General features: G+C 43.2%; 24 protein-coding genes. 14 read left to right on the top strand and 10 right to left on the bottom strand.

Translation table 11 applies throughout. From position 1 onward, the window contains the following. Positions 1–55 precede the first annotated feature (55 nt). Positions 56–400 carry a winged helix-turn-helix transcriptional regulator gene (locus BLW16_RS17270; RefSeq protein ID WP_090558910.1) on the bottom strand — a complete coding sequence of 115 codons (345 nt, stop codon included), beginning with the start codon at positions 398–400 and terminating at the stop codon, positions 56–58. 43 nt (positions 401–443) lie between these two features. Between BLW16_RS17270 and BLW16_RS17265 the strand changes: the two genes are divergently transcribed. Both BLW16_RS17265 and BLW16_RS24070 read left to right on the top strand, forming a co-directional pair. After that, on the top strand, positions 444–1,283 hold the full coding sequence (locus BLW16_RS17265; RefSeq protein ID WP_090558908.1) for an SDR family oxidoreductase: 840 nt from the start codon (positions 444–446) through the stop codon (positions 1,281–1,283). 175 nt (positions 1,284–1,458) lie between these two features. Continuing rightward, positions 1,459–1,599 carry a YHS domain-containing protein gene (locus BLW16_RS24070; protein ID WP_090558907.1) on the top strand — a complete coding sequence of 47 codons (141 nt, stop codon included), beginning with the start codon at positions 1,459–1,461 and terminating at the stop codon, positions 1,597–1,599. Between the two features lie 185 nt (positions 1,600–1,784). Here BLW16_RS24070 and BLW16_RS23330 read toward each other — a convergent pair whose 3' ends face one another. Beyond that, the gene (locus BLW16_RS23330) at positions 1,785–1,952 is read right to left on the bottom strand and encodes a hypothetical protein (RefSeq protein WP_175470628.1); all 168 of its coding nucleotides are present in this window, start codon (positions 1,950–1,952) and stop codon (positions 1,785–1,787) included. Between the two features lie 394 nt (positions 1,953–2,346). Between BLW16_RS23330 and BLW16_RS17255 the strand changes: the two genes are divergently transcribed. Next, entirely contained in the window at positions 2,347–3,087 is a 741-nt protein-coding gene (locus tag BLW16_RS17255) for an SDR family oxidoreductase (RefSeq protein WP_090558905.1), read from the top strand. Between the two features lie 79 nt (positions 3,088–3,166). Further along, entirely contained in the window at positions 3,167–4,084 is a 918-nt protein-coding gene (locus BLW16_RS17250; RefSeq protein WP_090558904.1) for a helix-turn-helix domain-containing protein, read from the top strand. Between the two features lie 120 nt (positions 4,085–4,204). Here the strand turns inward: BLW16_RS17250 and BLW16_RS17245 are convergent, their stop codons facing one another. Together BLW16_RS17245 and BLW16_RS17240 are read right to left on the bottom strand one after the other, a co-directional pair. Then, entirely contained in the window at positions 4,205–5,125 is a 921-nt protein-coding gene (locus BLW16_RS17245) for a helix-turn-helix domain-containing protein (RefSeq protein WP_090558955.1), read from the bottom strand. A gap of 405 nt (positions 5,126–5,530) precedes the next feature. Then, positions 5,531–6,538, bottom strand: coding sequence for a fatty acid desaturase (locus BLW16_RS17240; RefSeq protein WP_090558902.1), 1,008 nt, complete (start codon positions 6,536–6,538; stop codon positions 5,531–5,533). Positions 6,539–6,738: 200 nt separating this feature from the next. On the opposite strand from BLW16_RS17240, the gene BLW16_RS17235 reads away from it, so the two are divergent. The 3 genes from BLW16_RS17235 (at position 6,739) to BLW16_RS17225 (ending at position 9,190) form a co-directional block, all read left to right on the top strand. Beyond that, positions 6,739–7,887 (top strand): serine hydrolase domain-containing protein, encoded by a 1,149-nt coding sequence (locus BLW16_RS17235; protein ID WP_090558900.1) that lies wholly within the window; start codon positions 6,739–6,741, stop codon positions 7,885–7,887. Between the two features lie 19 nt (positions 7,888–7,906). Further along, on the top strand, positions 7,907–8,380 hold the full coding sequence (locus BLW16_RS17230; RefSeq protein WP_090558898.1) for an FKBP-type peptidyl-prolyl cis-trans isomerase: 474 nt from the start codon (positions 7,907–7,909) through the stop codon (positions 8,378–8,380). 93 nt (positions 8,381–8,473) lie between these two features. Beyond that, on the top strand, positions 8,474–9,190 hold the full coding sequence (locus BLW16_RS17225) for a class I SAM-dependent methyltransferase (RefSeq protein WP_090558895.1): 717 nt from the start codon (positions 8,474–8,476) through the stop codon (positions 9,188–9,190). Between the two features lie 26 nt (positions 9,191–9,216). Here BLW16_RS17225 and BLW16_RS17220 read toward each other — a convergent pair whose 3' ends face one another. After that, entirely contained in the window at positions 9,217–9,894 is a 678-nt protein-coding gene (locus BLW16_RS17220) for an HAD family hydrolase (RefSeq protein WP_090558893.1), read from the bottom strand. A 141-nt stretch (positions 9,895–10,035) separates the two neighbouring features. Here BLW16_RS17220 and BLW16_RS17215 point away from each other — a divergent pair, with 141 nt between their 5' ends. The 4 genes from BLW16_RS17215 (at position 10,036) to BLW16_RS17200 (ending at position 15,362) form a co-directional block, all read left to right on the top strand. Then, positions 10,036–11,301 (top strand): flavin-containing monooxygenase, encoded by a 1,266-nt coding sequence (locus tag BLW16_RS17215; protein ID WP_090558891.1) that lies wholly within the window; start codon positions 10,036–10,038, stop codon positions 11,299–11,301. Between the two features lie 43 nt (positions 11,302–11,344). Further along, positions 11,345–12,544 carry a hypothetical protein gene (locus BLW16_RS17210; RefSeq protein ID WP_090558889.1) on the top strand — a complete coding sequence of 400 codons (1,200 nt, stop codon included), beginning with the start codon at positions 11,345–11,347 and terminating at the stop codon, positions 12,542–12,544. Positions 12,545–12,551: 7 nt separating this feature from the next. Then, a complete protein-coding gene (locus tag BLW16_RS17205) occupies positions 12,552–13,976 on the top strand; it encodes a Dyp-type peroxidase (protein WP_090558887.1) in 1,425 nt (474 codons plus the stop codon). 120 nt (positions 13,977–14,096) lie between these two features. Continuing rightward, complete coding sequence (locus BLW16_RS17200; RefSeq protein ID WP_090558886.1) at positions 14,097–15,362, top strand: flavin-containing monooxygenase; 1,266 nt, start codon at positions 14,097–14,099, stop codon at positions 15,360–15,362. A 99-nt stretch (positions 15,363–15,461) separates the two neighbouring features. On the opposite strand, the gene BLW16_RS17195 is transcribed toward BLW16_RS17200, so the two are convergent. Further along, on the bottom strand, positions 15,462–16,706 hold the full coding sequence (locus BLW16_RS17195; RefSeq protein WP_090558884.1) for an alkaline phosphatase family protein: 1,245 nt from the start codon (positions 16,704–16,706) through the stop codon (positions 15,462–15,464). A gap of 176 nt (positions 16,707–16,882) precedes the next feature. On the opposite strand from BLW16_RS17195, the gene BLW16_RS17190 reads away from it, so the two are divergent. Continuing rightward, the gene (locus tag BLW16_RS17190; protein ID WP_090558882.1) at positions 16,883–17,065 is read left to right on the top strand and encodes a hypothetical protein; all 183 of its coding nucleotides are present in this window, start codon (positions 16,883–16,885) and stop codon (positions 17,063–17,065) included. 321 nt (positions 17,066–17,386) lie between these two features. On the opposite strand, the gene BLW16_RS17185 is transcribed toward BLW16_RS17190, so the two are convergent. The 3 genes from BLW16_RS17185 to BLW16_RS17175 are packed head-to-tail and all read right to left on the bottom strand — an operon-like array spanning position 17,387 to position 20,769. After that, positions 17,387–18,358 (bottom strand): transglutaminase family protein, encoded by a 972-nt coding sequence (locus tag BLW16_RS17185; RefSeq protein ID WP_090558880.1) that lies wholly within the window; start codon positions 18,356–18,358, stop codon positions 17,387–17,389. Between the two features lie 10 nt (positions 18,359–18,368). Then, positions 18,369–19,301: an alpha-E domain-containing protein gene (locus BLW16_RS17180; protein ID WP_090558878.1), complete on the bottom strand. Its 933-nt coding sequence runs from the start codon at positions 19,299–19,301 to the stop codon at positions 18,369–18,371. 19 nt (positions 19,302–19,320) lie between these two features. Next, the gene (locus BLW16_RS17175) at positions 19,321–20,769 is read right to left on the bottom strand and encodes a circularly permuted type 2 ATP-grasp protein (RefSeq protein WP_090558876.1); all 1,449 of its coding nucleotides are present in this window, start codon (positions 20,767–20,769) and stop codon (positions 19,321–19,323) included. A gap of 207 nt (positions 20,770–20,976) precedes the next feature. Between BLW16_RS17175 and BLW16_RS17170 the strand changes: the two genes are divergently transcribed. Both BLW16_RS17170 and BLW16_RS17165 read left to right on the top strand, forming a co-directional pair. Then, positions 20,977–21,720: a proteasome-type protease gene (locus BLW16_RS17170; protein ID WP_090558874.1), complete on the top strand. Its 744-nt coding sequence runs from the start codon at positions 20,977–20,979 to the stop codon at positions 21,718–21,720. After that, a complete protein-coding gene (locus BLW16_RS17165; protein WP_090558872.1) occupies positions 21,717–22,556 on the top strand; it encodes a transglutaminase-like domain-containing protein in 840 nt (279 codons plus the stop codon). The genes BLW16_RS17170 and BLW16_RS17165 overlap by 4 nt, the downstream gene beginning before the upstream one ends. 15 nt (positions 22,557–22,571) lie before the next feature. On the opposite strand, the gene BLW16_RS17160 is transcribed toward BLW16_RS17165, so the two are convergent. Next, a complete protein-coding gene (locus BLW16_RS17160; protein ID WP_090558870.1) occupies positions 22,572–22,781 on the bottom strand; it encodes a hypothetical protein in 210 nt (69 codons plus the stop codon). Positions 22,782–23,008 lie beyond the last annotated feature (227 nt).

Here is a 23,008-nt window from a genome sequence, read left to right as displayed (position 1 = left end):
GGTTCAAAATATTGGATTTACTTAATTGAAAGAGCTTGTTTTTTACCCGAAGATCCTATTGGTTGTCTGACTTCAATTGTTGTTTAAATTGTACTGCCCATTGTTTCATTTGGCCTAGTATCGGTTTTAAAGTAAGCCCATTTTCTGTCAAACTATATTCAACTGTAATTGGAACAGTATTAATGGTGTGACGATTTACTATTCCGACGGCTTCTAATTCTTTTAATTCCTTAATGAGCATTTTGGGAGAAATACCAATTACATCTCTTTCTAATTGTTTGAAACGTTTCTTTTCAAAATATAGGCTTGTTAGAATGTAAAGTTTCCATTTTCCACCCAATACTTTTAATACAAACCCTATATCATCCAACTCAATTTTACAATTTTCGTTATTTTCCATTTTTTTTTCTATTTAACCATTTGATTTGCACAATACTAACATTATGGAAACTAATATACTTTATTGTAACTACTTTCAAATATATATCAACGGATGTATATTTGAAAATAAAAACGAAATGAAAAGAAGTGGTAATACAGTTTTGATAACCGGAGGTAGCGCTGGAATAGGCCTGGCACTTGCAGAAACCTTTTTAAATGAAGGAAATGAAGTTATCATTTGTGGCAGAACTTGGGCAACACTTGATGAAGTACAAAAGCGGTTACCAAGAATAAACATCATTGTTGCAGATGTTTCATCACTAGCAGGGCGAGAAGTTTTAGCAGACGAAATTGCCAGTCGTTTTCCCAAACTAAATGTACTTGTCAACAATGCTGGCATCTATAGCATTTCGGATTTTAAGGAACCGGGTTACATCTCTATTTTGGAAGCTGAAATAGCTACAAATCTAGTGGCACCGATAGCTTTAATTCATCAACTATTGGGTATTTTAGAGAAGCAATCAGATGCTACTATCATAAATGTTACAGCGGGCTATGTGTTCATTCCTTCAGCTCAGGCATCTGGCTATAGTGCCACTAAAAGTGGGCTCAGGGTAATTACGCAGGGTCTACGATTTAAGCTTCGGAATTCTTCTGTACGGGTTGTGGAAGTTATACCACCTGTGGTTGATACTCAAATGAATAGAGATAAAAAGATATCTATGATGACACCCGCGCTATTTGCTCAAAAGGTTTTCAAAGGTTTGGTCGATGGTCAGGATGAAATTGCCATAGGAGTATCAAAACTTGGAAGGATTTTATCACGGATAGCACCAAAGTTTGGTTTCAATAAGATGAATACTGATGAAGAAAGACAACAGAAAGCAACAAATGCTGGTTAAATTCGGCCATAAATCCGGAAAATCTTTGTCCGGTCTTGGACCGGAACCGGATACATCGATTCATTTGGGTTCATATTATCTGTGAACTTAGTCAATATAAGATCAGACGATTACCTACAGATCACTTATAATATTCCTATCTCTGCCGGCAAATGTTGAAGAAGTCTGTCGCATTATGTTTATTGGTGGGATGGCAGTGTCCAAGGGAAGCTCAAAATACTTCTCTAACTACCAGGAAAAAGACTATCACTTTTGTTCTTCCAGCTGTAAAAAATTGTTTGATAAAAACTCAGCATTATATGCCTCAAAAAATTAACCGGTGTACTGCTTTGACCATCATAAGTGCCTGAACAAGGTAAGGATATACTGACCAGGATATATCCTTACCTGGCCTTTTCGCGCGCTGCAATTAGTTGATCCGGATCCATCTTGCCATCAGCCATTTCTTCACACAGTGCTTCTGAATGTTGCTGCCAATGCTATCACACGCTATGCATTTTATCAATACTCCCTTTTTACCAGGCGCTGGTCTATCGCCAATAGGCCAAAGAACAAGCAGATTACACAAAATATTATCCACTTGAATTTTAAAACCAAACTCAGGGCCAGCGCAGCTGTGGCCTGACTGATGAGCTGCAATAATCCGTATCCAAGTACCAGGCTCATCATAAAAATTATTATAGCCAGTATATTGAACCGGATGTCGCTTTTCCGGTTAAGGCGCTCCTGAACTTTCCGTCTTACGTTTGATGCAAAGCTAAAAGACAGCCTGTGATTGATTTCATTTTTTAAGCAAAATCATGCAGGAAGTAGTTCAATTATTTGTGGGGTTTAAAATAAAAATAATCTTCAGTTCAAAATTATTATTTAATCAACGAATTTGTATATAAATTGGAAATTATTATAAATACTGTATTTCCAGGGTTTCTGTTTCGCTGGCATGATGAACTTTGCTGCTTTTTTGCTGATATTTTGGCTACCATATATACGGTTTTGGCGACATTTCGGCCCGTAACGTTGTTTAATTTTGAGGTTAATAAAGTATAGTTAAAAACTCAATACTATGGAAAACGGAATAAAAGGAAAAGTCGTAGCAATCACTGGCGCAAGCGGCGGGATAGGGAAGGCCACCGCAATTATGCTTGCAGCGAAAGGTGCAAAGGTTGTGCTGGGTGCACGCCGGGCAGATGAGCTTAAAACACTTGCAGACCAGATTATTAAAGATGGGGGCGAGGCTGCCTTTGCGGTTACGGATGTGAGACAGCGTACTGACTTAACCCAGCTCATTCAACTCGCATGTGAACGTTATGGAAGGCTTGATGTGCTTGTCAATAATGCTGGCGTCAGTCAGCTTTCCCGCATAGACGAACTGGATGTTGAAGGCTGGGAGGATATGATAGACATCAACCTGAAAGGTGTTTTATATGGTATAGCTGCTGCAATGCCTGTTTTCCGCAGTCAGGATTCCGGGCACATCATCAATATCATTTCAACTTCGGGAATAAAGATTGTTCCGAATCAGGGAGTATATGCCGCTACGAAGAATGCGGTACGTACCATCACTGAGGCTATGCGCCAGGAGGGCGGCCATCAGCTGCGCGTAACCGGGATCTCTCCTGGTATTGTGCAGACAGACTTTGCAAATAATCTGAAAAACCTTGATTTAAGGGCTGCTACCGATAAGAGGATGAGAGATATTGCGATTTCTCCGGCTGCGATAGCGCGGGCAGTGGTATATGCCATTGAACAACCGGAAGACGTTGAAATAGGTGATATTGTTGTCAGGCCAACTATTCAGGATTAAAACTCAGTATCTTTGATTGAGGCAGGCAGGAGAACAGACAGAAGAAGCCTGGTCTTAATTGCAAGTCAAAACGATGCCTATGAAAGCGATAAATCAGCAACCATATGTTTTTAAAAGTATTTCTGCATTAACTGACCGCATGGGTGGGCCTAAACCCCTGCATCCGCTTGTCGCGCTTATTGACTACGAAAAAATAAAGCCAAATCTTGCTGATGCAGGGAGTACCTTTATGCTCAGCTTTTATAAAATATCATTTAAAAAGAATTGGAAGGGCCAGGTAAAATACGGGCAGGGTTACTACGATTTTGAGGAGGGGGGACTGGCATTTCTGGCACCTAACCAGTTGGTTACCATGTCTGGTGATGGAAATAACTATGAGGGTTATGCCTTTTATTTCCATCCTGACCTGATCAGGAACTACCCGCTTGGCAGGGACATGAACAAGTATGGTTTTTTCTCTTATGCTGTCTCCGAAGCACTGTTCATATCAGATCAGGAGAAAAAGATCATCTCCGCTATTTTTGAATCCATAGCGAATGAGCTGGAGCGTAATATTGACCACTTCAGTCAGGATATCCTGGTCTCACAGATTGAACAGCTGCTGAATTACAGCAACAGGTTTTATACCCGGCAGTTCATCACCCGGAAGGCCGTTTATAACGATCTGACCACTAAGCTGGATTTGTACCTGGATGACCGTCTTGATGCCGGAAAATCGGTAATCGCCGGACTGCCGTCGGTGCAGGAGGTATCAGATCACCTTCAGGTTTCGCCAAGATATCTGACAGATATGCTAAAATCACTAACCGGGCAAAGCACGCAGCAGATCATCCACAATAAGGTGATCGAAAAAGCAAAGGATATCTTATCGACCAGTAAGCTGACCGTCGCTGAAATTGCTTATCAACTGGGTTTTGAGCATCCACAGTCGTTTCACAAATTGTTTAAACAGAAGACCAGCGTATCACCGGTAGAATTCAGGCAGTCATTTGGGTAAGCCATCACCTGAAATTAGGAAAATGCTGACCGGGAAGAATATTACTGCTTCCCGGGTACTGTAGGTTATTGTAATATCAACTGGAACAGGTACCTGTAAACGTATGGCTGGTCATACAGATCAGTTGAATGACTGCCTGAACTCGACAGGGGACATTTTGGTTTTTCGTTTGAATATTTTATTGAACGACTGCGGATGTTCAAAGCCGAGCCTGTAGGCCACTTCGGCAATAGACAGGTTTGTTGTACTCAGGATTTCCCGGGCTTTATCGATCAGTTTGTTGTGGATATGCTGCTGCGTGTTCTGTCCCGTCAGCGTCCTCAGCATGTCGCTCAGGTAATGGGGCGTAACCTGAAGTTCATCTGATAGCTGTTTTACGGTGGGCAGGCCGGTGACAAGGGTCTTCTCATCATCAAAGTAGTTGCTGAGCAACTCTTCCAGTTTCAGGGACAGGTCATTGTTGCCGGATTTTCTCGTAATAAATTGCCTGCTGTAGAAACGTTTGCTGTAATTGAGCAGCAGTTCTATCTGTGAGATCATCACGTCCTGGCTAAAGTGATCAATAGAGGAATCCAGCTCCATTTCAATATTTTTGAAAATACCGGTGATCACATTTTTTTCTTTTTCGGACAGGTATAATGCTTCGGCCACGGAATAGGAGAAAAAGCCATAGTTTTTTATGTTTTTACCTAAGGGATGCTGTCTGATGAAGTCAGGATGGAAAAGCAGGGTGTATCCGCCATAGTCGGCTTCTTCTTCCCCAGCTGCTGAAATGAGCTGGTTAGGCGAGACAAAAGACAGGCCGCCCTCATCAAAATCGTAATAGCTCTGGCCGTATCTGATCTTACCCTTAAAGTTCTTCTTATAAGACACCTTGTAAAAATTAAAGATCATCCCTTTTTTTAAATCAGTGGTATCCGTTTTGATCGTACTGTAGTCAACCAGGCTTACCAGCGGGTGCAGCGGGGAGGGTAATCCCAGTTCCCTGTGCAGCTCCGAAATGGAATTGAACAGGTAAGGTTGTTTTGCTTCAGTTTTCATGTGTTTAAAATTATAGCATGGAAACGCCGGTGTAAATTCCATGCCAAGTTAATGATTTATAAAATAGCCATTGTGTAGGGGTTCTGCAGGTGGAGATATTTGCTGACACTTCTCCTGTATTGTTCCGGGCCGGCCTCAAGTCTGTCCCTGTATGTTCTTACCGCATCATCCCATGTTGTAGCCAAACTGTAAGTTGCTTATTCCTTTAAAGAGGCGGAGGGATTAATCCTTGCAACTTTGAATATCTAATTTAAGGCCAAAGAGTTGTTTGTCCATGACCACTGTCAAATCTTAAAAAAAAAAGCAATATGCGATTTTTGCATATTGCTTTATAAGTGTTCCATGATCAGAAAGATCATTGTATCTGGAGGATTTCTTTACCACTAAAGGAGCGGCCTTACTCTTCTAACTAACGGGAGTGTCGGAATAACTGATAGGTGCAGCCTTAGGTACAATTGCTTTTTTCCCCCTGTTGGAACGGGCGGTGCGTGAATATACCGAAATTTCTCTGTTGAACAGAAACTGGAACAAAAGTCTTGTATAAGAAGTATGGTAGCCCAGCTCTTCATAATGATCATCTGCCATGGCTTTAAGCTGCGGCAGCTTATTCCAGGGTACGGAAGGGAAATCATGATGCTCGTTGTGGAAACCAACATTTAAGTTGACCAGGTTTAACCGGCCGTAATAACTTTTCGTCTCCTGATGGTCACCGTGCGTTAAAAAGTGTTCCTGCACCCATCTTGCACCAAGGGGATGTAAACCCACAGAAAAGAAGAAACTGAGCGTCAAGAACACCAGCGCCTGCCAGCCAAAGAAATAGACAATCGCAGTGGCAAAAAGTACCTGAACGGCGATGTTGACTACGGTCCATGTGTCAAACAAATTGATCTCTTTTAACCGCATTGGCCTGAGCGCCTGAAAAATTGGATAGAACAATAGCCATATCGCCTTACCGAGGGTTGAGTTATTGATCAGCTTTGCTTCCCAGCGATTAGGCATATCTGCATCCAGTTCCTCCACACCCTGGTAGGAGTGATGTTTCATATGGTATTTAGTAAAAGATACCGCACTTGGAAAGATCAGGGGAAGGTTTGCAAGGATACTGCTGATAATATTCAGGTTTTTATTCTTAAATACCAGGTTATGTGAACATTCGTGGATACAGATAAACAAGGTATGACACGCAAATGCCCCCACAAAATATGCTGCAATTGCACTCCACCACCATGCCTGGTCTTTTAAAAGCCAGGCTAAAATTACCTGCAGGCTCACGCAGAACAGGATGATCAGAAAGGTGTATGGATTCCGTCCGATGAGGGTACGGATTTCAGGATGTTCTTTGATAATGGTTTTTGTACGCAGTTTATGAGGCTCACACTCATCTGACCAGTTAAAACTTGTTTTTTTCGTCATTTCGTTGGTAGTTGCTTTCGTAAGTAAGATATGATTTTAATATGGCATAATTCATCTGTAAACCTCCAAATATAGATAAAATTAACAATTAGTTTTAAAATTAGATTAAAACGATTGAGCTTTAGCTTTGGGAAAAGATAGCAGTCTGCGCTAGTCTTTTGATTTTAAATCATTATCTTCATGATTTATATACTCAATCTATGACTGAATCAACTGCTGTAAAATATTTCTTTGCCTTCTTCCTGGTAATAACCGCTTCTTTAAAAGGGTTTGGACAGGCCGGAAAAGCCGAAGCCGATTTGAAGCAGATCATGGAAAGTAAGGAGGTAGTTGGGCTTTCTGTGGCCGTTGTGAAGAATGGTGATATTATTTACACGCATTCCTTCGGATGGAAAGATGTGGAAAGCAGCAGCCCGCTGACAGACAGGGACATTTTTAGAATTGCTTCCATATCCAAATCCTTCTCTGCCACATCGGTCATGCAGCTTATTGAGGCAGGCAAGTTGTCGCTGAAAGACGATATGAGCGATCTTGCAGGATTTAAAGTCAGAAATCCCAAATACCCCGAAACTGTCATTACGCTAAAAATGGCACTTTCACACACCTCAAGCATCAATGATAGTGAAGGCTATTTATCGCTGGACGTGATCAATCCGGGAAAAAATGAAAATTGGGCAAAATGTTATAGTGACTATGAACCCGGAAAAGGTTACAGGTATTGTAACCTGAATTACAATATGGTAGGGACGATTATAGAAAAACAATCCGGAGAACGTTTTGACAGATACGTAAAACACCACATTCTGGATCCTCTGAAATTATATGGCGGATATTGCGTGGATTCCCTTGACGCCCATCTGTTCAGCACGATATATGAGTATGATTCTGTTTCCAGAAAGTTCAGGCCTGCGCCATTGGCTTATGCACCACGAAGGGAAGAGATCAGGAACTATGTAATGGGGTACAGCACTCCGGTGTTTTCCCCGACAGGCGGGATGAAGATCTCAGCCACCGATCTGGCGAAATATATGATCATGCATATGAATAAGGGGGAGTATAAGGGCACCCGGATTATGACCAAAAAAAGCGCTGCGCTGATGCAAAACAGAATTTCCACCGAGGAAGGATATGGTATGGCAATGATGAATGTAGACAATATGATCCCGGGTAAGATGATGACGGGGCATACAGGCTCTGCTTATGGCCTTTACAGTGCGATGTTTTTTCAGCCAAAAGAAAAATTTGGGATTGTGGTTATCACAAATGGTTGCAGTCCGCTTTATACCGATGGATTTAATGAAGTTTTAAGGGTAACTATTAACAGTTTGTATGCTAATTTTATCAAGTAATTTTTATATTTGTTTCAAGATGAAAACTTTTAAACATTTATTGCTTCTGGCTTGTGTAGCTATAAGTTTTACCGCCTGCTCCAACAAAGATAAATTCGATGTTGATGCGCAGCTTAGATCCGATACAACAACCATACGCAAATTTATAACGGACAATAAGATCCCTGCGCTTAAGGATAAGTCGGGCATTTTTTACCAGGTGCTTGAACCCGGATCAGGAAATGTGACATATTCTGCGTCTACATCGGTTACTGCTGATTATGAAGGCAAGTTATTGAGCGGTCTTGTTTTCGACAGTTCTAAAGGAACACCTTTGGTATTTTCACTTGGCGGTGTCATCACAGGCTGGCAGATTGCAATACCATATATCCAAAAAGGAGGTAAGATCCGTTTCATTATTCCATCTTATTACGGGTATGCAAATTCATCGGTCGGATCTATCCCCGCGAATTCCATCCTTGATTTTACCGTCACGCTTGCCGACGTTAAGTAAGCTGCTGAATGGATCCATCCGCTGGCGTATTTCTATGAACTGCTGATCGTACGCCGGTGCATAACCGCGGGTGAAGTATATAAAAACAAACATATGGGAACTACGAAGAAATCTACCATTGAAGAAATACGAAACCGGTTTGACCAGGATGTTGATCGTTTTTCAAATCTTGAAACGGGCCAGCAGACCATCATTGATGCGCCGCTTACGCTGGAACTCACTACCAGCGCTGCGCTGTATGTAAAGCCTGACGCAGTAACCTTGCTGGATATTGGTTGCGGGGCCGGAAATTATACCCTGAAAATGTTGGAAAAGATACCCAATCTGGATTGTACACTGATTGACCTCAGTATGCCAATGCTGCAGCGGGCAAATGAAAGGGTTTCAGCAGTAACGAGTGGCAGCGTGGAGATAATACAGGCTGATATTTTAACAGCAGAATTGCCGGAGAACCATTATGATATTGTACTTGCTGCGGCGGTGCTGCATCATCTGAGAGAAGACAGCGATTGGGAAAAGGTATTTCACAAAATCTACCGGTCTCTTAAACCCGGCGGATGTTTCTGGATATCTGACCTGATCAGTCATGAACCGCAGGAACTCAATAGGCTTTTTGAAGAGAGATACGCTGTCCATCTGGAGCAGATAGGGGGAGCGGCATACCGCCAGCATGTCCTTGACTACATTGAAGCTGAAGATACACCGCGCTCTGTTAGTTATCAGCTGGAACTGATGAGAACGGTGGGTTTCCGTCATACCGAAGTTTTGCATAAAAATGCCTGTTTTGCAGCGTTTGGAGGAGTCAAATAAATAAATTGCTGTATCCCGCTGTAATGTCAGGAGTTTGGTGGGATGGGGCACAATAACCCGCTGATCTTATCATATGACAAACCTATATAGTTCTCTATATATAAATTACAGGGCGGCAATTCTTCTTTTGTATGCGTACTGAGAACACCTACAACTTGCATCCCTGCATTTAAGGCAGCAGAAACGCCGGAAAAAGAATCTTCAAATACCAGGCACTGCTCCGGTGCCACCCCCAGGTTTAATGCAGAATGAAGGTATACCTCGGGATCTGGTTTATGCCGAGTTACATCTTCGCTCGCCAGTATAGAACCAAAGTGTGTTCTTACGGGGACTTTGCTTAAGATCAGGTCAAGATTCGCACGCGGAGCGGATGTGGCTACACCAATCTTTACACTATTGGCTTTTAAATCCGCCATGAATTCAATGATGCCGGCAATGGGTTCGATATATGGTGCATATATTTTACGGAACAGCCCCTCTTTTTCTTCTTCCATCTGTAAAAACTCTTCTCCGGTTACAGGTCTTTTTAAAAAGTGTGAAAGAATATAACTGTTACTTTTACCAAACATATGCTCGGCAAACTCTTCATCTGTAGGTGCAAGGTTCCTTGCCGAAAAAAATTCGCGGAAGGCAAGGGAATGATAAGGATTGGTATGACAGATCACGCCATCCATATCGAAAATGACTGCAATTTCTTTATTCATACCACAAAGTTAAGATGAATTTTTCGTCACAGGGAATATTCCCTTATAATGGGGATTTTATATCCGCCATTTTTTGGCAAATTTTGATCATTAGGGTTGTAATGACTTTATGATTGTCAAATTTAATTTAATCTTATACATATGTCTCAGGAAACCTCCGGAATATTTGATGTGATTATCATTGGTGCCGGTCAGGCTGGATTATCAGCAGGATATTTTTTAAATGAACGCGAATTGAATTATGTGATCTTCGAGCGCGGCAGTATTGCAGAATCGTGGCAAAGCCAGCGCTGGGATTCCCTGAGGCTGGATACTCCCGGATGGATGAATTTTCTGCCTGGGGAAAGTAGCGGTTCCATAACCGGAGAGCTCTTTATGAAGGGCCGGGAATATTGTGAAAAACTCAAAAGGTATACCTATGCTAATAACATTCCTGTAAGGGAATATCACCGGGTAACTTCTTTAGATAAAGACGACAATAGCGGATTGTTCCACATAGAAACTGATCATAATGGTGAGATGGAGATCTGGCTTGCTAAAAACGTCATTGTAGCTTCAGGCATGTTGAATGAACCCAAAATACCTGCTATCAGCAGTGAACTGCCGTCTGGAATAAAACAGTTTCATACAGCAGATTATCATAATCCCGATCAGCTTCCTCCGGGTAATACGCTGATCGTAGGAAGTGCTAAATCAGGTTGCCAGATCGCGGAAGAATTGTCGGCCACAGCTCATAAAGTCTACCTGGCTACCAGTAAGGTGGGGCGTTCTCCGCGCCGTTACCGTGGTGCAGATGTGATGGAATGGTTAGTAAGGGCAGGATTTTTGGAGTTGGCAACGGCTGCAGTGCCCGATCCTGCAATGATCAGTGCCACAGTTCCGGTAATATCGGGTGTAGGGCCCCTGGGTCATACCTTGAGTTTACAGTTGCTCCATCACCAGGGAGTAAAGCTGATGGGCAGGCTACAGGGGGCGGCTGATGGAAAATTGCTCTTTGCCAGGGATGCCGCAGAAAACATCCGTTTTGCAGATGAGGTCTCTCTTAACGTAAAGCGGATGGTGGATGACTATATTGAGAAAAACGGCATATTGGCCGAAATAACCGAAACTGATATAGCCGATGAGCCCGATCCTGAGGGCTCTTGTGCTGCTTTGGAAACGGAACTGGACATGGCTGATCATCAGATTACTTCCCTGATCTGGGCTACGGGCTTCAGGGGAGGTTTTGGCTGGCTTAAACTGCCTGTTTTTGATCATGAAAGTAAGATTGTTCATGATGATGGTGCATCTCAGGTGAAAGGTTTATTCTTTCTCGGATTTCCGTGGCTCCGCACGCGGAAGTCGGGCGTTATTTTCGGTGTGAGCGACGATGCTGCATCCATTGTTGGACGTATACCTGCAATATAACTGTGTATGATTTCAATAGTATTTTATTTAACAGCTTATATTTATGATCAAACAAAATGGTTTAACCCTGATTCTGCCAATAAAATCTGACGCGGATGCTGAATGGCTGCGAAGTAAACTGGCGGCCATGGGAAAGCACCTGGGAAAAACGCCAACGGTTGATTTCCGCAAGAGCCGTCTTACGCATTTTGCCAGGTTCGTGGTCATTCCGGGGGCTTCCGGACAGCCCGGTAGTGAAAGGCTGCTGTTTTCCAGTAATTTCGACGGTGACCTGAAGGGCTATGCCTATGACCTTATCCAAACAGGGCTTGCCTTAGCGATGGAAGAATTCTTTTCGCGGTGTGAAGGTTATACAAAGGGCATTGCAAATAATCCGCTGTTGTTTTTTCGGTTTTTAGAAGGCCGGAATATTTCGATCCAGGCGTTTTTTGTAGCATTGAGGTCAGTCACGGTAAACTTAATTTTGGAAAGTGCCGCGATACGCAGGGAACTGGAAACATCGCTTGACGCCGGGGAAATGAGTTTTAATGAGAATCACGACCTGCCGCTGAAACCGCAGCAGGTCATTAATCGTGCTGCAGATCCATCCCTTGCACCCAAAAAGCCGGGATTCAGTTTGGCTACTGTCATTGCTAACTTATTGATCAGCACCGTAGAATGGATTATTGGTCTGAGAAAAAAGCAGAATAACCCTCAGGTGAATTTGAAAACGGATGCGCGGCTGTACGCAGCAGAAGATATCGTTACACAAAATCAAATGACCGTGGTGGTACCTGTAAAACGAACGATCACTGCTTACGTGATGCTGCGGCTGGTCCTTTTTGTGATGAACCAGGTGTTTAAATTATCAAAAGGTAAGCTTTCAGACTTGGATTCCATTCATTTTGCAAGATGGGTAATTATTGACGGGGGCAGGAACATTCTGTTTGAGAGTAACTTTGACGGGAGCTGGGAAAATTATATTGATGATTTTGCAGACCATGCGGTTGCAGGCATGAATTTGGTCTGGGGGAATTGTATTGGTTTTCCAATCTCCGGAAGTAGTGATGTGGAGTCCTTTAAGCGTTATATACGCGATCATCAGACGCCTGCGCAGGTATATTACAGTGCATATCCAGACAGTACAGTGCGCAATATATTTACAGACATCAGCCTGAACACAAAAGTTACCAAATTTGCACGTCCATATGGCAGACGGAATTTTATAAAGGGCTATTACGGGAGCCCCGGTTTGTCAAATTAAAAAAAATATGTCGTCTTTAAAACTATTGAATAAAGCAGCACTAAAAGATATCCAGGGGATAATTATCAGTGGTTACGGTCACCTTCCATATGCCGGATATTTATTTTTAACCCTGTCTGACACTGTAAAAGCGAAAGATTGGCTGTCATTGATGATCCCGCGGATAACCGTTGCACAGCGGACGGAAGGATCGGGCGGCAAAAATGAACCTGAATATGCCATCAATATCGCATTTACCAATACCGGTATTGAAAAATTCAACCTGCCATTTGTCTCTGGTTTCTCCGAGGAGTTTACAGAAGGGATAGCAGAAGAGCACCGCGCGCGCCGGCTGGGAGATGACGGAAACAGCGCGCCTGAGCTATGGGAAATAAAGGAGAAAAATATACATCTGCTGTTGATGATACAGGCGCCGTCGGCAAGTCTGCTGAAGGAACTGTCCGATGAGATTGCGAAGCAATATCAGGAATATGGAATTACTGAGGGAGCACCATCCCAGCATGGCTTTCAGCCGGCAGACAATAAAGAACATTTCGGTTTTACGGACAACATTTCTCAACCCTTTATAGAGAATAGTCCTGCAAACCCCAATGGGCAGCAATCCTGTGTGAGGGCGGGTGAATTTATCCTCGGCTATCACAATGAATATAATCTGATTCCTCCCACACCGACGCTAAAGGCCGAAGATGACCTTCAGGGGAACCTTCCTGTATTATATTTCGATAACAAACTCAAAGACTTCGGGCACAACGGAACCTACCTGGTGTTTCGGAAATTGTATCAGGACGTAGCAAAGTTCAATGCTTACCTTGAGGCAAATACGAGAGATCAGGCACATCGCGACCTGGTGGCGGCCAAATTTGTTGGCAGGTGGCCCAGCGGCACTCCTTTAGTCTTGTCGCCGGATGCAGATAACCCGGATATCAAAGACAAGAACGCATTCTTTTATATGAACAATGATGCCGAAGGAATGAAATGTCCGCATGGTGCACATATCCGCAGGGTTAACCCGAGGGACTCTCTGGGCGCAGACCCCATCCAGTCCTTACAGACAGTTAATCGGCACCGTATTCTCCGTCGCGGAATCCGGTACGGTGAAAGGCTTTCCGGAGTGCGGGATGACGGGGCTGACCGGGGGCTCCTGTTCGTCTGTATAAATGCAGACATCAGAAGGCAGTTTGAATTTATGCAGCAGAGCTGGATGAATAACCCAAAGTTTGCCGATCTGTACAATGACCGTGATCCAATCACAGGAAACAACAAAGACCTGGAAGATGATACGGGGGCATACGATATGACCATCCCCTCCACACCTGTGAGGGAGAAGTTTAAAGGAATGCCGCGTTTTGTACATGTAAAAGGCGGAGCTTACTTTTTTCTCCCCGGTATAGCTTCGCTGTATTGCCTGGCAGGAGCAAAAAGGCCGGATTAAAATTACTCACCATATCTGGGGATTTACCGGTATTTACTTTTTGGCAAACTTTGAGCAGGCATACTGGTTATTTCATTTCCCTGTCATTCCAGCATGTTTTCATTTTAAAAAGTATACATTATGTCTTTACAAACTTCAGAACATGTTGATGTAATTGTGATCGGAGCCGGCCAGGCGGGTCTGTCTGCCGGTTATTTTTTAAACAAACATCAGCTCAATTATGTGATTTTCGACAGAGGGGGCGTTGCCGAATCCTGGAAGAGCCAGCGCTGGGATTCCATGACTCTGGATTCACCGGAGATTACAAACCTGTTGCCGGGAGAGAGCCCGGAGAACATACAGGATGATCTGTTTTCTACCGGAAAAGAATTCGGCAAAAAGCTGGCAGACTTTGCCGGCAATAATGAGATTCCTGTGAAGGAGTATCATCAGGTAATATCCCTGGATAAAGCTGATGATACCGGCTTATTTGAAGTAAAAACAAGTCACAACGGAGAGGAGATGATCTGGACGGCAAGGAAGGTTATTGTTGCTTCAGGAATGCTCAATGAGCCAAAAATTCCCTCGGTCAGCAGAGCGATTCCAGCAGCTATCAAACAGTTTCATTCCTCCCAGTACCGCAATGCCGCACAAATGCCGGAAGGTAATATTCTGGTGGTAGGCAGTGGAAGGTCCGGCAGCGCTATTGCTGAAGATTTATCCGCAGCAGGACGCAGGGTTTATCTTGCCACAAGCAAGGTGGGCCGTATCCCACGCCGTTACAGGGGTAAGGATATTGCTTCCTGGACGGTGGCATCAGGACTGCTTGACGTTAAAACTTCTGATATTACTGATCCGGCAATTTTAACTGAACACCACCCGCTGGTTTCGGGCCGGGGAAGAAGAGGGCATACCATCAGTCTGCAGATGCTGCACAAGGAAGGGGTTACGCTAATGGGAAGGCTGCTCGGCTACGAGCAGGATAAACTGTTGTTTGGGAGTGATGCTGTGGAAAACATCCGGTTTGCGGACCAGGTTTCAGCCAGTACCAAACAAATGATAGAGGGATTTATTAACCAGTACGGTCTGGAGCTGCCGGAACCTGAATTTGATGAGGCAGATGTACCTGACCCTGACGGTTCAAGTGCTGAAACTGCTACAGAACTTGATATTGCCGGTTCTGGAATTACTTCCATCATCTGGGCAACAGGTTTAACAGGCAGTTTAAACTGGATGTATCTGCCCGTGCTTGATGAACAGGGTCAACTTGTCCATGTTGAAGGAGTCTCACCAATCAGAGGCTTGTTCTTTCTGGGGTTCCCATGGCTCCGCAAGCGCAAATCCGGCGTCATCTATGGTATGCCTGAGGACGCCGCATACATCACAGACCGTCTGACCGAACAATAAAACTTGATTCAAACATTAAAAATGGGATCAGTAGCTTCATCTGGTGATCCCATTTTTTTGAGATGATTCGCGTCATCGGAATTTCTATACCGAAATGGTCTAGGGGATTGTGACCCATTTGTTTATTGTATTGTATTTGCCTTCGATACACACTTTGTAAAACGATGAAGGCATATCCTTAACAGATACTGTTGCATGTTCTGTTCCTGCAGGTATTTCGGCCAGCAGTTTATAATTATCCGCTTTTCCTTCTTTGATCGTATTCGCAGGGGATACCCAGATCTTTACTTTTCCCGTCTTGCCCAGTGATTTCCAGCTGATATCAAGATTGCTCTGGATATAATTTACCATTGGTTGTACCACTGAGACTGACCCGATCAGTGAAACTCCGTCAATTTCTCTTTTTGCAGCAACAGGAATATCGATATGCATAAAAGCGGCTATACTTGGCATGATGTCTACAATACCCGGGTAGTAATATTGTGCATAGGTGTTCAGTTGCGGCGCATTGGTTACCATCCATGTGGAGCGTTGTCTGGCAGACTGACCGCCATGGTCGCGACCGGTTTTTTCATCCCTGCCGTGATCGGAGGTAATGAAGATCAGCCATTCCTCATTAAAATGTTGTTCCCTGTACTGGATGGCTTTCCAGATGCTTCCCACCTGCGCATCCATTAATTCCACGGCATGGGTGTATTGGGGGCTGTCGCCATACATATGACCCATATCGTCCGTATATTCAAGGTAAACCCATGAAAGGTCAGGTGCTTTTGTCCGGATAGCGGCAGCAGCCTCATCAATTACTTTTTCATCGATGCGGTGCATGAAATCCCGCATTTTATCGTGCTTAAAGTTTACGGTGTCCAGTTCAAAACCATCTGCATGTTCATCCACCTGAAGTTTACTGGTAGCTGCCAGACCATCACCAGCTAATTTTATACGGTTATCCAGCCAGCTGGAAAAAATCGCTATTTTTTTATCAGGATACTGATCTTTGAATAATCTGAATATCGTAGGATAGTTATAATTAGGTGCTTTGATATCATTGTCCCATACGTTGTGTTTGTTTACCCAGGTGCCCGTGAGTAAACTATTGTATCCAACGGCGGAAATAGTAGGTGTTTGTGAGTAGGTATCTTTATCCCCGCCTACATGCGCCCTTAAATATTTACCCTGTCCGGCAATTAAATGCAGGTTGGGAGTTGTTGTCCGCTCTATTACGTCGGCAGACATTCCGTCAGCAATAATGAATAACGCTTTTTGTACCTTTTTTTGGGCGCTGACGGTAATGCCCAGTGGAAATAAAAGGATAAGCAGGAAATTGGTCTTATGAAATCTGGTCATTGATAAATAATATTTGATGCAAATTTAAGGACAGAAAAAGGAATAAAGGTTAATCTAGTGTTATCATTTTATTGTTGCTTATGGCACTATGGTGTCTGGTATGTTTCTAATCTTTTCCAAAACAACCTCATTAAATAGTTGTTAAGGATAAAAAATAAACACTTAAAGTAATCTCTATGAAAAAGTTATTTGCCACGCTGCTACTTGCAGCCTTTTCTTTGAGCACATTTGCAGGGATGCCTCCTCAGCAAGACACTACTAAAAAGGTGCAGAAACAAAAAATGAAACCTACGTCCAAGATGAAAAAGCACGGTTCTAAAACAGATACTACTAAAACAGATACGCTGAGAAAAATGTAATGCAAATTTATCGGTTGATAGCCTGGTTTGATGTTTTCAGGCCAGGCTATTTTATTTTGGCCCCTCTGGTGTGATTAAATTATATATGATGCTGTCCAGGTAATTGTCTTTACCATAAATACAATAGGTTTAAATGATACATAGCTGGAATTTAAGACGATATTATAACGGGATTTCAACGGGTTCGGAACGGGAAATTGTCATTCGAAACTCGTTTCAAACTCACTACAAAGGCGTTCCAAACCCGTTGAAAATACGATGTGTATATGAGGTAAATACCTATTGTTTTTTATGAATAACTGTCCTATACTGAATTTTATACTATTGCTGCTGCTGAATCTGCTGCATCAGCTCCAGGTTTCTCCGGTAACTATTGCCCTGCCCGGCGGGAATTTCAGGTTCCGGATCAATGATTTCTGCGACAGGATCAAGGGTCTCCGTAATTCCGTCATCATAACTTACAATCACCTGAACGGTTAACTTATGACTTGAAGGGCCTTTATAAACTCCCTTTACCGGAGAACAATCCGTAAAACTCCTGCCATAGGCCAGGATGACATACGTTTCATTGGCAATGCAGTTATTGGTAGGATCAAGGCCAAGCCATCCATAGGAAGGTATATAAGCTTCAACCCAGGCATGCGTGGCACCTTCACCCCGCATGCCGTCCTTATTCGGACAGATATATCCGCTCACGTACCTGGCAGGAATATTAACCATGCGCAGCATTTGTGAGAGGATATGCGCGAAATCCTGGCAAACGCCTGCTTTTAACTTCCAGATCTCATCCAGTTTGGTCTGAACTGTAGTGACCCCCTGGATGTAATTGAACTGTTCATAAACAAAGGTACAGTAGTTCAATGCGGTCTGATAGGGGGTAGATGCTGGTTCTGCATTCTGACCTGTTACTTCTTTCAGTTCCTGTAAGCCGTCAAAGGCTTCCCATTTCAGATAATCAATATAAGGTACCTGGTGGCGCAGCGCGCGGATCTCAGTCCATTCCATCTCCCCGAACATTGTTTCTGCAGGCGGTTCTTTAGCAGTAGTAGAAACTGTCAGTTCAGAGTAGATCTCCAGTTCCCTGTGCCGTTCGCTATAGGTGAAGAAGCCAACTTTATTACCATAATAATCAACAAAAGTATCTACGCGGGGTTTGCCCGAAATTTTCAGGTCGTGTTTCAGTACTTTCTGATGCTCATCTTCTTTCGGATATAAGATGATATGATTGACACTGTCCTTTACCAGGGATTCATAAGTGTATTTAGTGATATGCTTGATGTTAAATTCTGGCATTTTACAAATTTTAAGACAAAGAAAAACAAGTTTGATTGAACGCATTACCAATGCCGTAAAGCTCGGATTTGATCTCCGCAAGGAATAAGTGGAGGTCATCCTGTTTCAGCCCCTTTATGGAGCTGTACTTTACCTTGCTCTGAAGCCTGCCGATCAGGAAACCCAGGTCACCGGGATTGATATCCCCGTCAACTCTCAGCCGGTCAAAGTACTTGGTCAGCTGGTTCATGGAATAGATCACCGATCTGGGAAACTCATTGTTCAGCACCACCTGTTCCAGCACATTCTCAGCTTCAATACCCTGCCGGTACGTTTTCAGGTACAATTCATATCCCCCTATAGATAACAGCAGGTGTTTCCAGTAACTGGTATTCGTCAGCAGGTCAGGATTATGGTCTACTGATCCGAATTTAATGTCAAGTACATCTACGGACTGGATACTGCGTTCCAGGTACTTGCCGATGCGCATAAAACTGCTGCACTCGTTGCGCGGCATGGTTACCTCGGTAGTTCCGTAAAACAGTGTTCCCTGCTTGATCAGGATATCTAAAACTGAAATAGGATCATCCTTTTTCAGCATGGCCTTCATTTTCGGGTCTTTTACCGTATGGTAATACTCATTCAGGCACTGCCATACATCTTTGGTGATGTGGTCCTGTACACTCCGGGCGTTTTCGCGTACCTGGGTGATAATATTAATAATGGAGTTGGGATTACTTTTATCCGTTACCATAAACTGCAGCACTGCGCGGCTGTTGAATTCAATTCCTTCAGCTCCTTCAGGCTCCGGACCGCAAAAAATACGGATGACCGGGCTCCATGAGAACTCTGAAACTGCATCCTGCGAAGCAGCATAATTTATTTTAAGCATGCGCAGCATACCATCCGTTCTTTCAACATAACGGCTCATCCAATATAAACTCTCTGCAACTCTGCTTAACATATTGATCGTATCATTTAATTTAAGAAAGTACCCATGTATCTTTACTGCCGCCGCCCTGCGAGCTGTTCACTACCAGCGAACCTTCTTTTAGAGCAACTCTTGTCAATCCGCCGGGAATAATGGTGATCCCGCTGGGTCCGCATACGGCAAAAGGCCTGAAATCTACTCTTCTGGGTTGAAGTACCCCATGCATATAACAGGGGGCTGAAGAAAGGCTGATCGTTGGCTGTGCGATGAACTGCCTCGGGTCTTTCATGATCTCTATTTTGTAGGCTTCAATCTCTTCAGGTGTTGCTGCATGGCCCATCAGCATGCCGTAGCCTCCGCTGCCATTGGTTTGTTTTACCACCATGGTATTGATGTTTTCAAACACATGCGCCCTTTCTTCCTTATTGCCCAGCTGGTAGGTAGGTACATTTTTAAGCAGGGGTTCCTCGTTGAGGTAATACCTGATCATCTCCGGCACATACACATAGACCGCTTTGTCGTCCGCCACACCATTGCCTATCGCATTTACGATGGTTACATTTCCCCTGCGGTACGCATTCATCAGGCCTGCGACGCCAAGCATACTGTTCGCATTAAAAACCAGCGGATCCAGGTAATCATCATCTACACGGCGGTAAATCACATCCACCTGCTGCAGGCCGGCGGTGGTTTTCATGTATACCTTATGGTCTTCAACGATCAGGTCAGACCCTTCAACCAGTTCAATTCCCATCAGGCGGGCAAGGGTAGTATGCTCAAAATAGGCAGAATTAAAACTACCCGGACTCAGCAGTACGATGGTAGGGTTATCGATCTGCCGGGGTGACAATTCCCTCAGGTTGTTATATAATACGTTAGGATACTCTGTTACGCTTCTTACTTTACACTGCGGAAGAAGATCAGGAAACAGCCGTTTGGTGATCTCCCGGTTCTCCAGCATATAACTTACGCCTGAAGGGGTGCGCACGTTATCTTCGAGGATATAATACGTGCCGTCATTATCCCGGATCAGGTCAATTCCGGCGATGTGTATATAGATATCATGCGGCACTTTAACATTGCACATTTCTCTCAGGAAATGAGGGCAGGAGTAAATGATGTCAATAGGTACAATTCCGTCTTTGATAATAAACTGGTCACTGTACACATCTTTCAGGAACAGGTTTAAAGCGGTTACCCTTTGTTTAATCCCTTTTTCTATGTATTCCCATTCCTCAGCATTGATGATCCTGGGGATAATATCAAATGGGAATATCTTTTCAATGCCCTCTCCGCTATTGTAAACGGTAAATGTGATACCCTGGCTCATAAAAAGAACTTTGGAGAGTTCTTCTTTTTTATTCAGCTCTTCGGTAGATTCCAGATCAAGGTAATCCATGACCACCTTGTATTCACTTCTGACCTGTTTCAGCTGATCAAACATTTCATCCCAGGTGTTGCTGGGCAGATTGTATAATTCTGTGTGTTTATTCTTAATCATTTTGCCCGGATAATGTAAATGTTTATTGAAATATACTGAAATCTATGATAGTGTAATATGTTTTTTCTGTTAAAATATGAATATTTGTGTGTTAAAAACAAGTTTAATATTTATAAAACGGACAAAACGTAATTTATATAAATAAAATAAAATATTTTTCGGGCTGATCCGATATATTTAGCCTTATATTTAATCGACACGCATAGTATGACATATTGTTTAGGAATAAAAGTTAAGGATGGACTGGTCGCAATTGCAGATACAAGAGTAACATCGGGCACAGATACTACAGAAAAAAAGAAAATATATTTATACCAGAAAGACAAGTATTCCCTGTTTATCATGACCAGCGGGCTCCGCTCGGTGAGGGATAAAGCGGTGTTATATTTTAAGGAGCGGATTGATGAGGGAATAGAGCACAACAAATTATATAAGGCCGTGAATGATTTTGGGGAGCAGGTGAAACGGGTAGCCAGGGAAGATAAGGATTCGCTGGAAGCATCGGGCTTTAAGTTCAACCTGAATACCATCATAGGCGGGCAACTGAAGGATGATGAGGAGCATAAGCTTTTCCTGTTATACCCTGAGGGAAACTGGGTTGAACTGGGGCAGGGAGCCCCTTATGTGATTGTAGGGAATTCCGGGCATGGCAAGGCGATCCTCAACAGAACACTGACGAATGATTCGAGTATGCACCTGGCCTTAAAAAGCGGGTTTTTATCCTTTGATTCTACGCGCGTAAGTGCAAATGATGTCGATTTTCCTATTGATGTAGTGCTTTACCTGAACAATAGTTTTGAAATGATCGAACAGCGGTACACAAAAAAAGACCTGGAAAATATTTCAGAGCAGTGGGCGGAGGAACTGAAAACAGCACTGACTAAAATTCCGGACGACTGGATGAATACGGCCTTTAATAAAATGAATGTATCTAATGAAGATGAGCTATGAAGTTTGAAGTATCGGCAACTGTAGCCTATAAAGCGATGTCAGCTTCTACCCTGATCTTAAACATACAGCCTTTCAGATCATTGAACCAGGTAGTGATTGAAGAAACATTTGAGTCGGATCCTCAGCTGAAGATGAGGGAACTGAACTCCATATCGGGCGAAAAGAGATTTAAGATCATTGAGATCCCCGGAGCTGGAGAGGTGAATATCAGTTATAAAGCTATTGTAGAGAATGAGTTCAGGATTATTCCTGCTGAACAGCTGGATGATGTGCCTATCAGCCTGATGACAGCTTCGGCATTAACCTACCTGAACCCGAGCCGTTATTGCCAGTCGGACCGCCTCTATAGATTTGCCTATAATAAATTTGGCCATATAGAACATGCTTATCAAAAGGTGATGGCGATACGCGACTGGATATATACCAATGTGCAATATGGAGGATATACTACTGCGCAGACATCAGCATATGATACCATTACGGAGCAGATCGGGGTTTGCAGGGACTTTGCGCACCTGGGCGTGGCCTTATGCAGGGCGCTTACTATTCCTGCACGTTATTTTACCGGGTATGCCTACCAGCTCAATCCACCGGATTTCCATGCCTGTTTCGAAGCTTATCTGGGAGGGCACTGGGTCGTCATCGACGCCACCAAACTCGCGCCTCTCAATGGCCTGGTAAAAATAGCTACCGGCGTTGATGCCGTGGATACCGCATTTGCCAGTATTTTCGGGAACCTGCAGTTCGTCAGCATGAACGTGAATACAGTTTCATTAAATGCTGACTTTGAAAGCCCTGATTTTGATACCTCTTCACAGGGATATTCCTATATATAAGCTGAAATCAAACAGTTAGGCTTCCCGTCTCCCTTTTGGATGATCTTTCTCATCTATTCCCAGATCCCTCAGGCATCTGTCATAACCATCTTCGAATCCCTGCTTCAACAATCTGCTCTCTTCGTCTGAATTAAACTCACGTACCTTATTAAAATAATCTGAAGATATAGCGTGCATTGGAATCATTCGCACTTTAACGAGGTGTCGGTTTCTCAAAATTTTCATAGCTACAGGTTCTGGTTTAAAAGGTATTACGTATTAGATACCACTTTGGTTTAAAGTTTTTTTTGTTTCTCTAAACTAATTTAATTGCATATATTTTATTTCATTTGTGGCAAATAAAGGTAGTGATTTTTATTTAAAATTGAACTATTTTATCGTTAATAGGTTATTAACACATAAATTAAGTTTAAAATAATTAATTTATTTACATAAAATTAAGTAAAATTAAG

Origin of the sequence: Pedobacter hartonius (assembly GCF_900107535.1) — a bacterium.
GTDB classification, from domain to species: domain Bacteria; phylum Bacteroidota; class Bacteroidia; order Sphingobacteriales; family Sphingobacteriaceae; genus Pedobacter; species Pedobacter hartonius.
The sequence above is the reverse complement of the archived record's forward strand: the minus strand, read 5'-3'. Positions and strand labels throughout refer to the sequence as shown.

Excerpts from the sequence above, each read along its gene's own strand:
- BLW16_RS17190 (WP_090558882.1), top strand. The coding sequence starts at position 16,883 with ATGAAAAAGTTATTTGCCACGCTGCTACTTGCAGCCTTTTCTTTGAGC.
- BLW16_RS17185 (WP_090558880.1), bottom strand. The coding sequence starts at position 18,358 with ATGCCAGAATTTAACATCAAGCATATCACTAAATACACTTATGAATCC.
- BLW16_RS17270 (WP_090558910.1), bottom strand. The coding sequence starts at position 400 with ATGGAAAATAACGAAAATTGTAAAATTGAGTTGGATGATATAGGGTTT.
- BLW16_RS17215 (WP_090558891.1), top strand. The coding sequence starts at position 10,036 with ATGTCTCAGGAAACCTCCGGAATATTTGATGTGATTATCATTGGTGCC.
- BLW16_RS17160 (WP_090558870.1), bottom strand. The coding sequence starts at position 22,781 with ATGAAAATTTTGAGAAACCGACACCTCGTTAAAGTGCGAATGATTCCA.
- BLW16_RS17255 (WP_090558905.1), top strand. The coding sequence starts at position 2,347 with ATGGAAAACGGAATAAAAGGAAAAGTCGTAGCAATCACTGGCGCAAGC.
- BLW16_RS17210 (WP_090558889.1), top strand. The coding sequence starts at position 11,345 with ATGATCAAACAAAATGGTTTAACCCTGATTCTGCCAATAAAATCTGAC.
- BLW16_RS17250 (WP_090558904.1), top strand. The coding sequence starts at position 3,167 with ATGAAAGCGATAAATCAGCAACCATATGTTTTTAAAAGTATTTCTGCA.
- BLW16_RS17245 (WP_090558955.1), bottom strand. The coding sequence starts at position 5,125 with ATGAAAACTGAAGCAAAACAACCTTACCTGTTCAATTCCATTTCGGAG.
- BLW16_RS17265 (WP_090558908.1), top strand. The coding sequence starts at position 444 with ATGGAAACTAATATACTTTATTGTAACTACTTTCAAATATATATCAAC.
- BLW16_RS17205 (WP_090558887.1), top strand. The coding sequence starts at position 12,552 with ATGTCGTCTTTAAAACTATTGAATAAAGCAGCACTAAAAGATATCCAG.
- BLW16_RS17200 (WP_090558886.1), top strand. The coding sequence starts at position 14,097 with ATGTCTTTACAAACTTCAGAACATGTTGATGTAATTGTGATCGGAGCC.
- BLW16_RS17165 (WP_090558872.1), top strand. The coding sequence starts at position 21,717 with ATGAAGTTTGAAGTATCGGCAACTGTAGCCTATAAAGCGATGTCAGCT.
- BLW16_RS17180 (WP_090558878.1), bottom strand. The coding sequence starts at position 19,301 with ATGTTAAGCAGAGTTGCAGAGAGTTTATATTGGATGAGCCGTTATGTT.
- BLW16_RS17195 (WP_090558884.1), bottom strand. The coding sequence starts at position 16,706 with ATGACCAGATTTCATAAGACCAATTTCCTGCTTATCCTTTTATTTCCA.
- BLW16_RS23330 (WP_175470628.1), bottom strand. The coding sequence starts at position 1,952 with ATGATGAGCCTGGTACTTGGATACGGATTATTGCAGCTCATCAGTCAG.
- BLW16_RS17170 (WP_090558874.1), top strand. The coding sequence starts at position 20,977 with ATGACATATTGTTTAGGAATAAAAGTTAAGGATGGACTGGTCGCAATT.
- BLW16_RS17175 (WP_090558876.1), bottom strand. The coding sequence starts at position 20,769 with ATGATTAAGAATAAACACACAGAATTATACAATCTGCCCAGCAACACC.
- BLW16_RS17230 (WP_090558898.1), top strand. The coding sequence starts at position 7,907 with ATGAAAACTTTTAAACATTTATTGCTTCTGGCTTGTGTAGCTATAAGT.
- BLW16_RS17235 (WP_090558900.1), top strand. The coding sequence starts at position 6,739 with ATGACTGAATCAACTGCTGTAAAATATTTCTTTGCCTTCTTCCTGGTA.
- BLW16_RS17220 (WP_090558893.1), bottom strand. The coding sequence starts at position 9,894 with ATGAATAAAGAAATTGCAGTCATTTTCGATATGGATGGCGTGATCTGT.
- BLW16_RS24070 (WP_090558907.1), top strand. The coding sequence starts at position 1,459 with ATGTTTATTGGTGGGATGGCAGTGTCCAAGGGAAGCTCAAAATACTTC.
- BLW16_RS17240 (WP_090558902.1), bottom strand. The coding sequence starts at position 6,538 with ATGACGAAAAAAACAAGTTTTAACTGGTCAGATGAGTGTGAGCCTCAT.
- BLW16_RS17225 (WP_090558895.1), top strand. The coding sequence starts at position 8,474 with ATGGGAACTACGAAGAAATCTACCATTGAAGAAATACGAAACCGGTTT.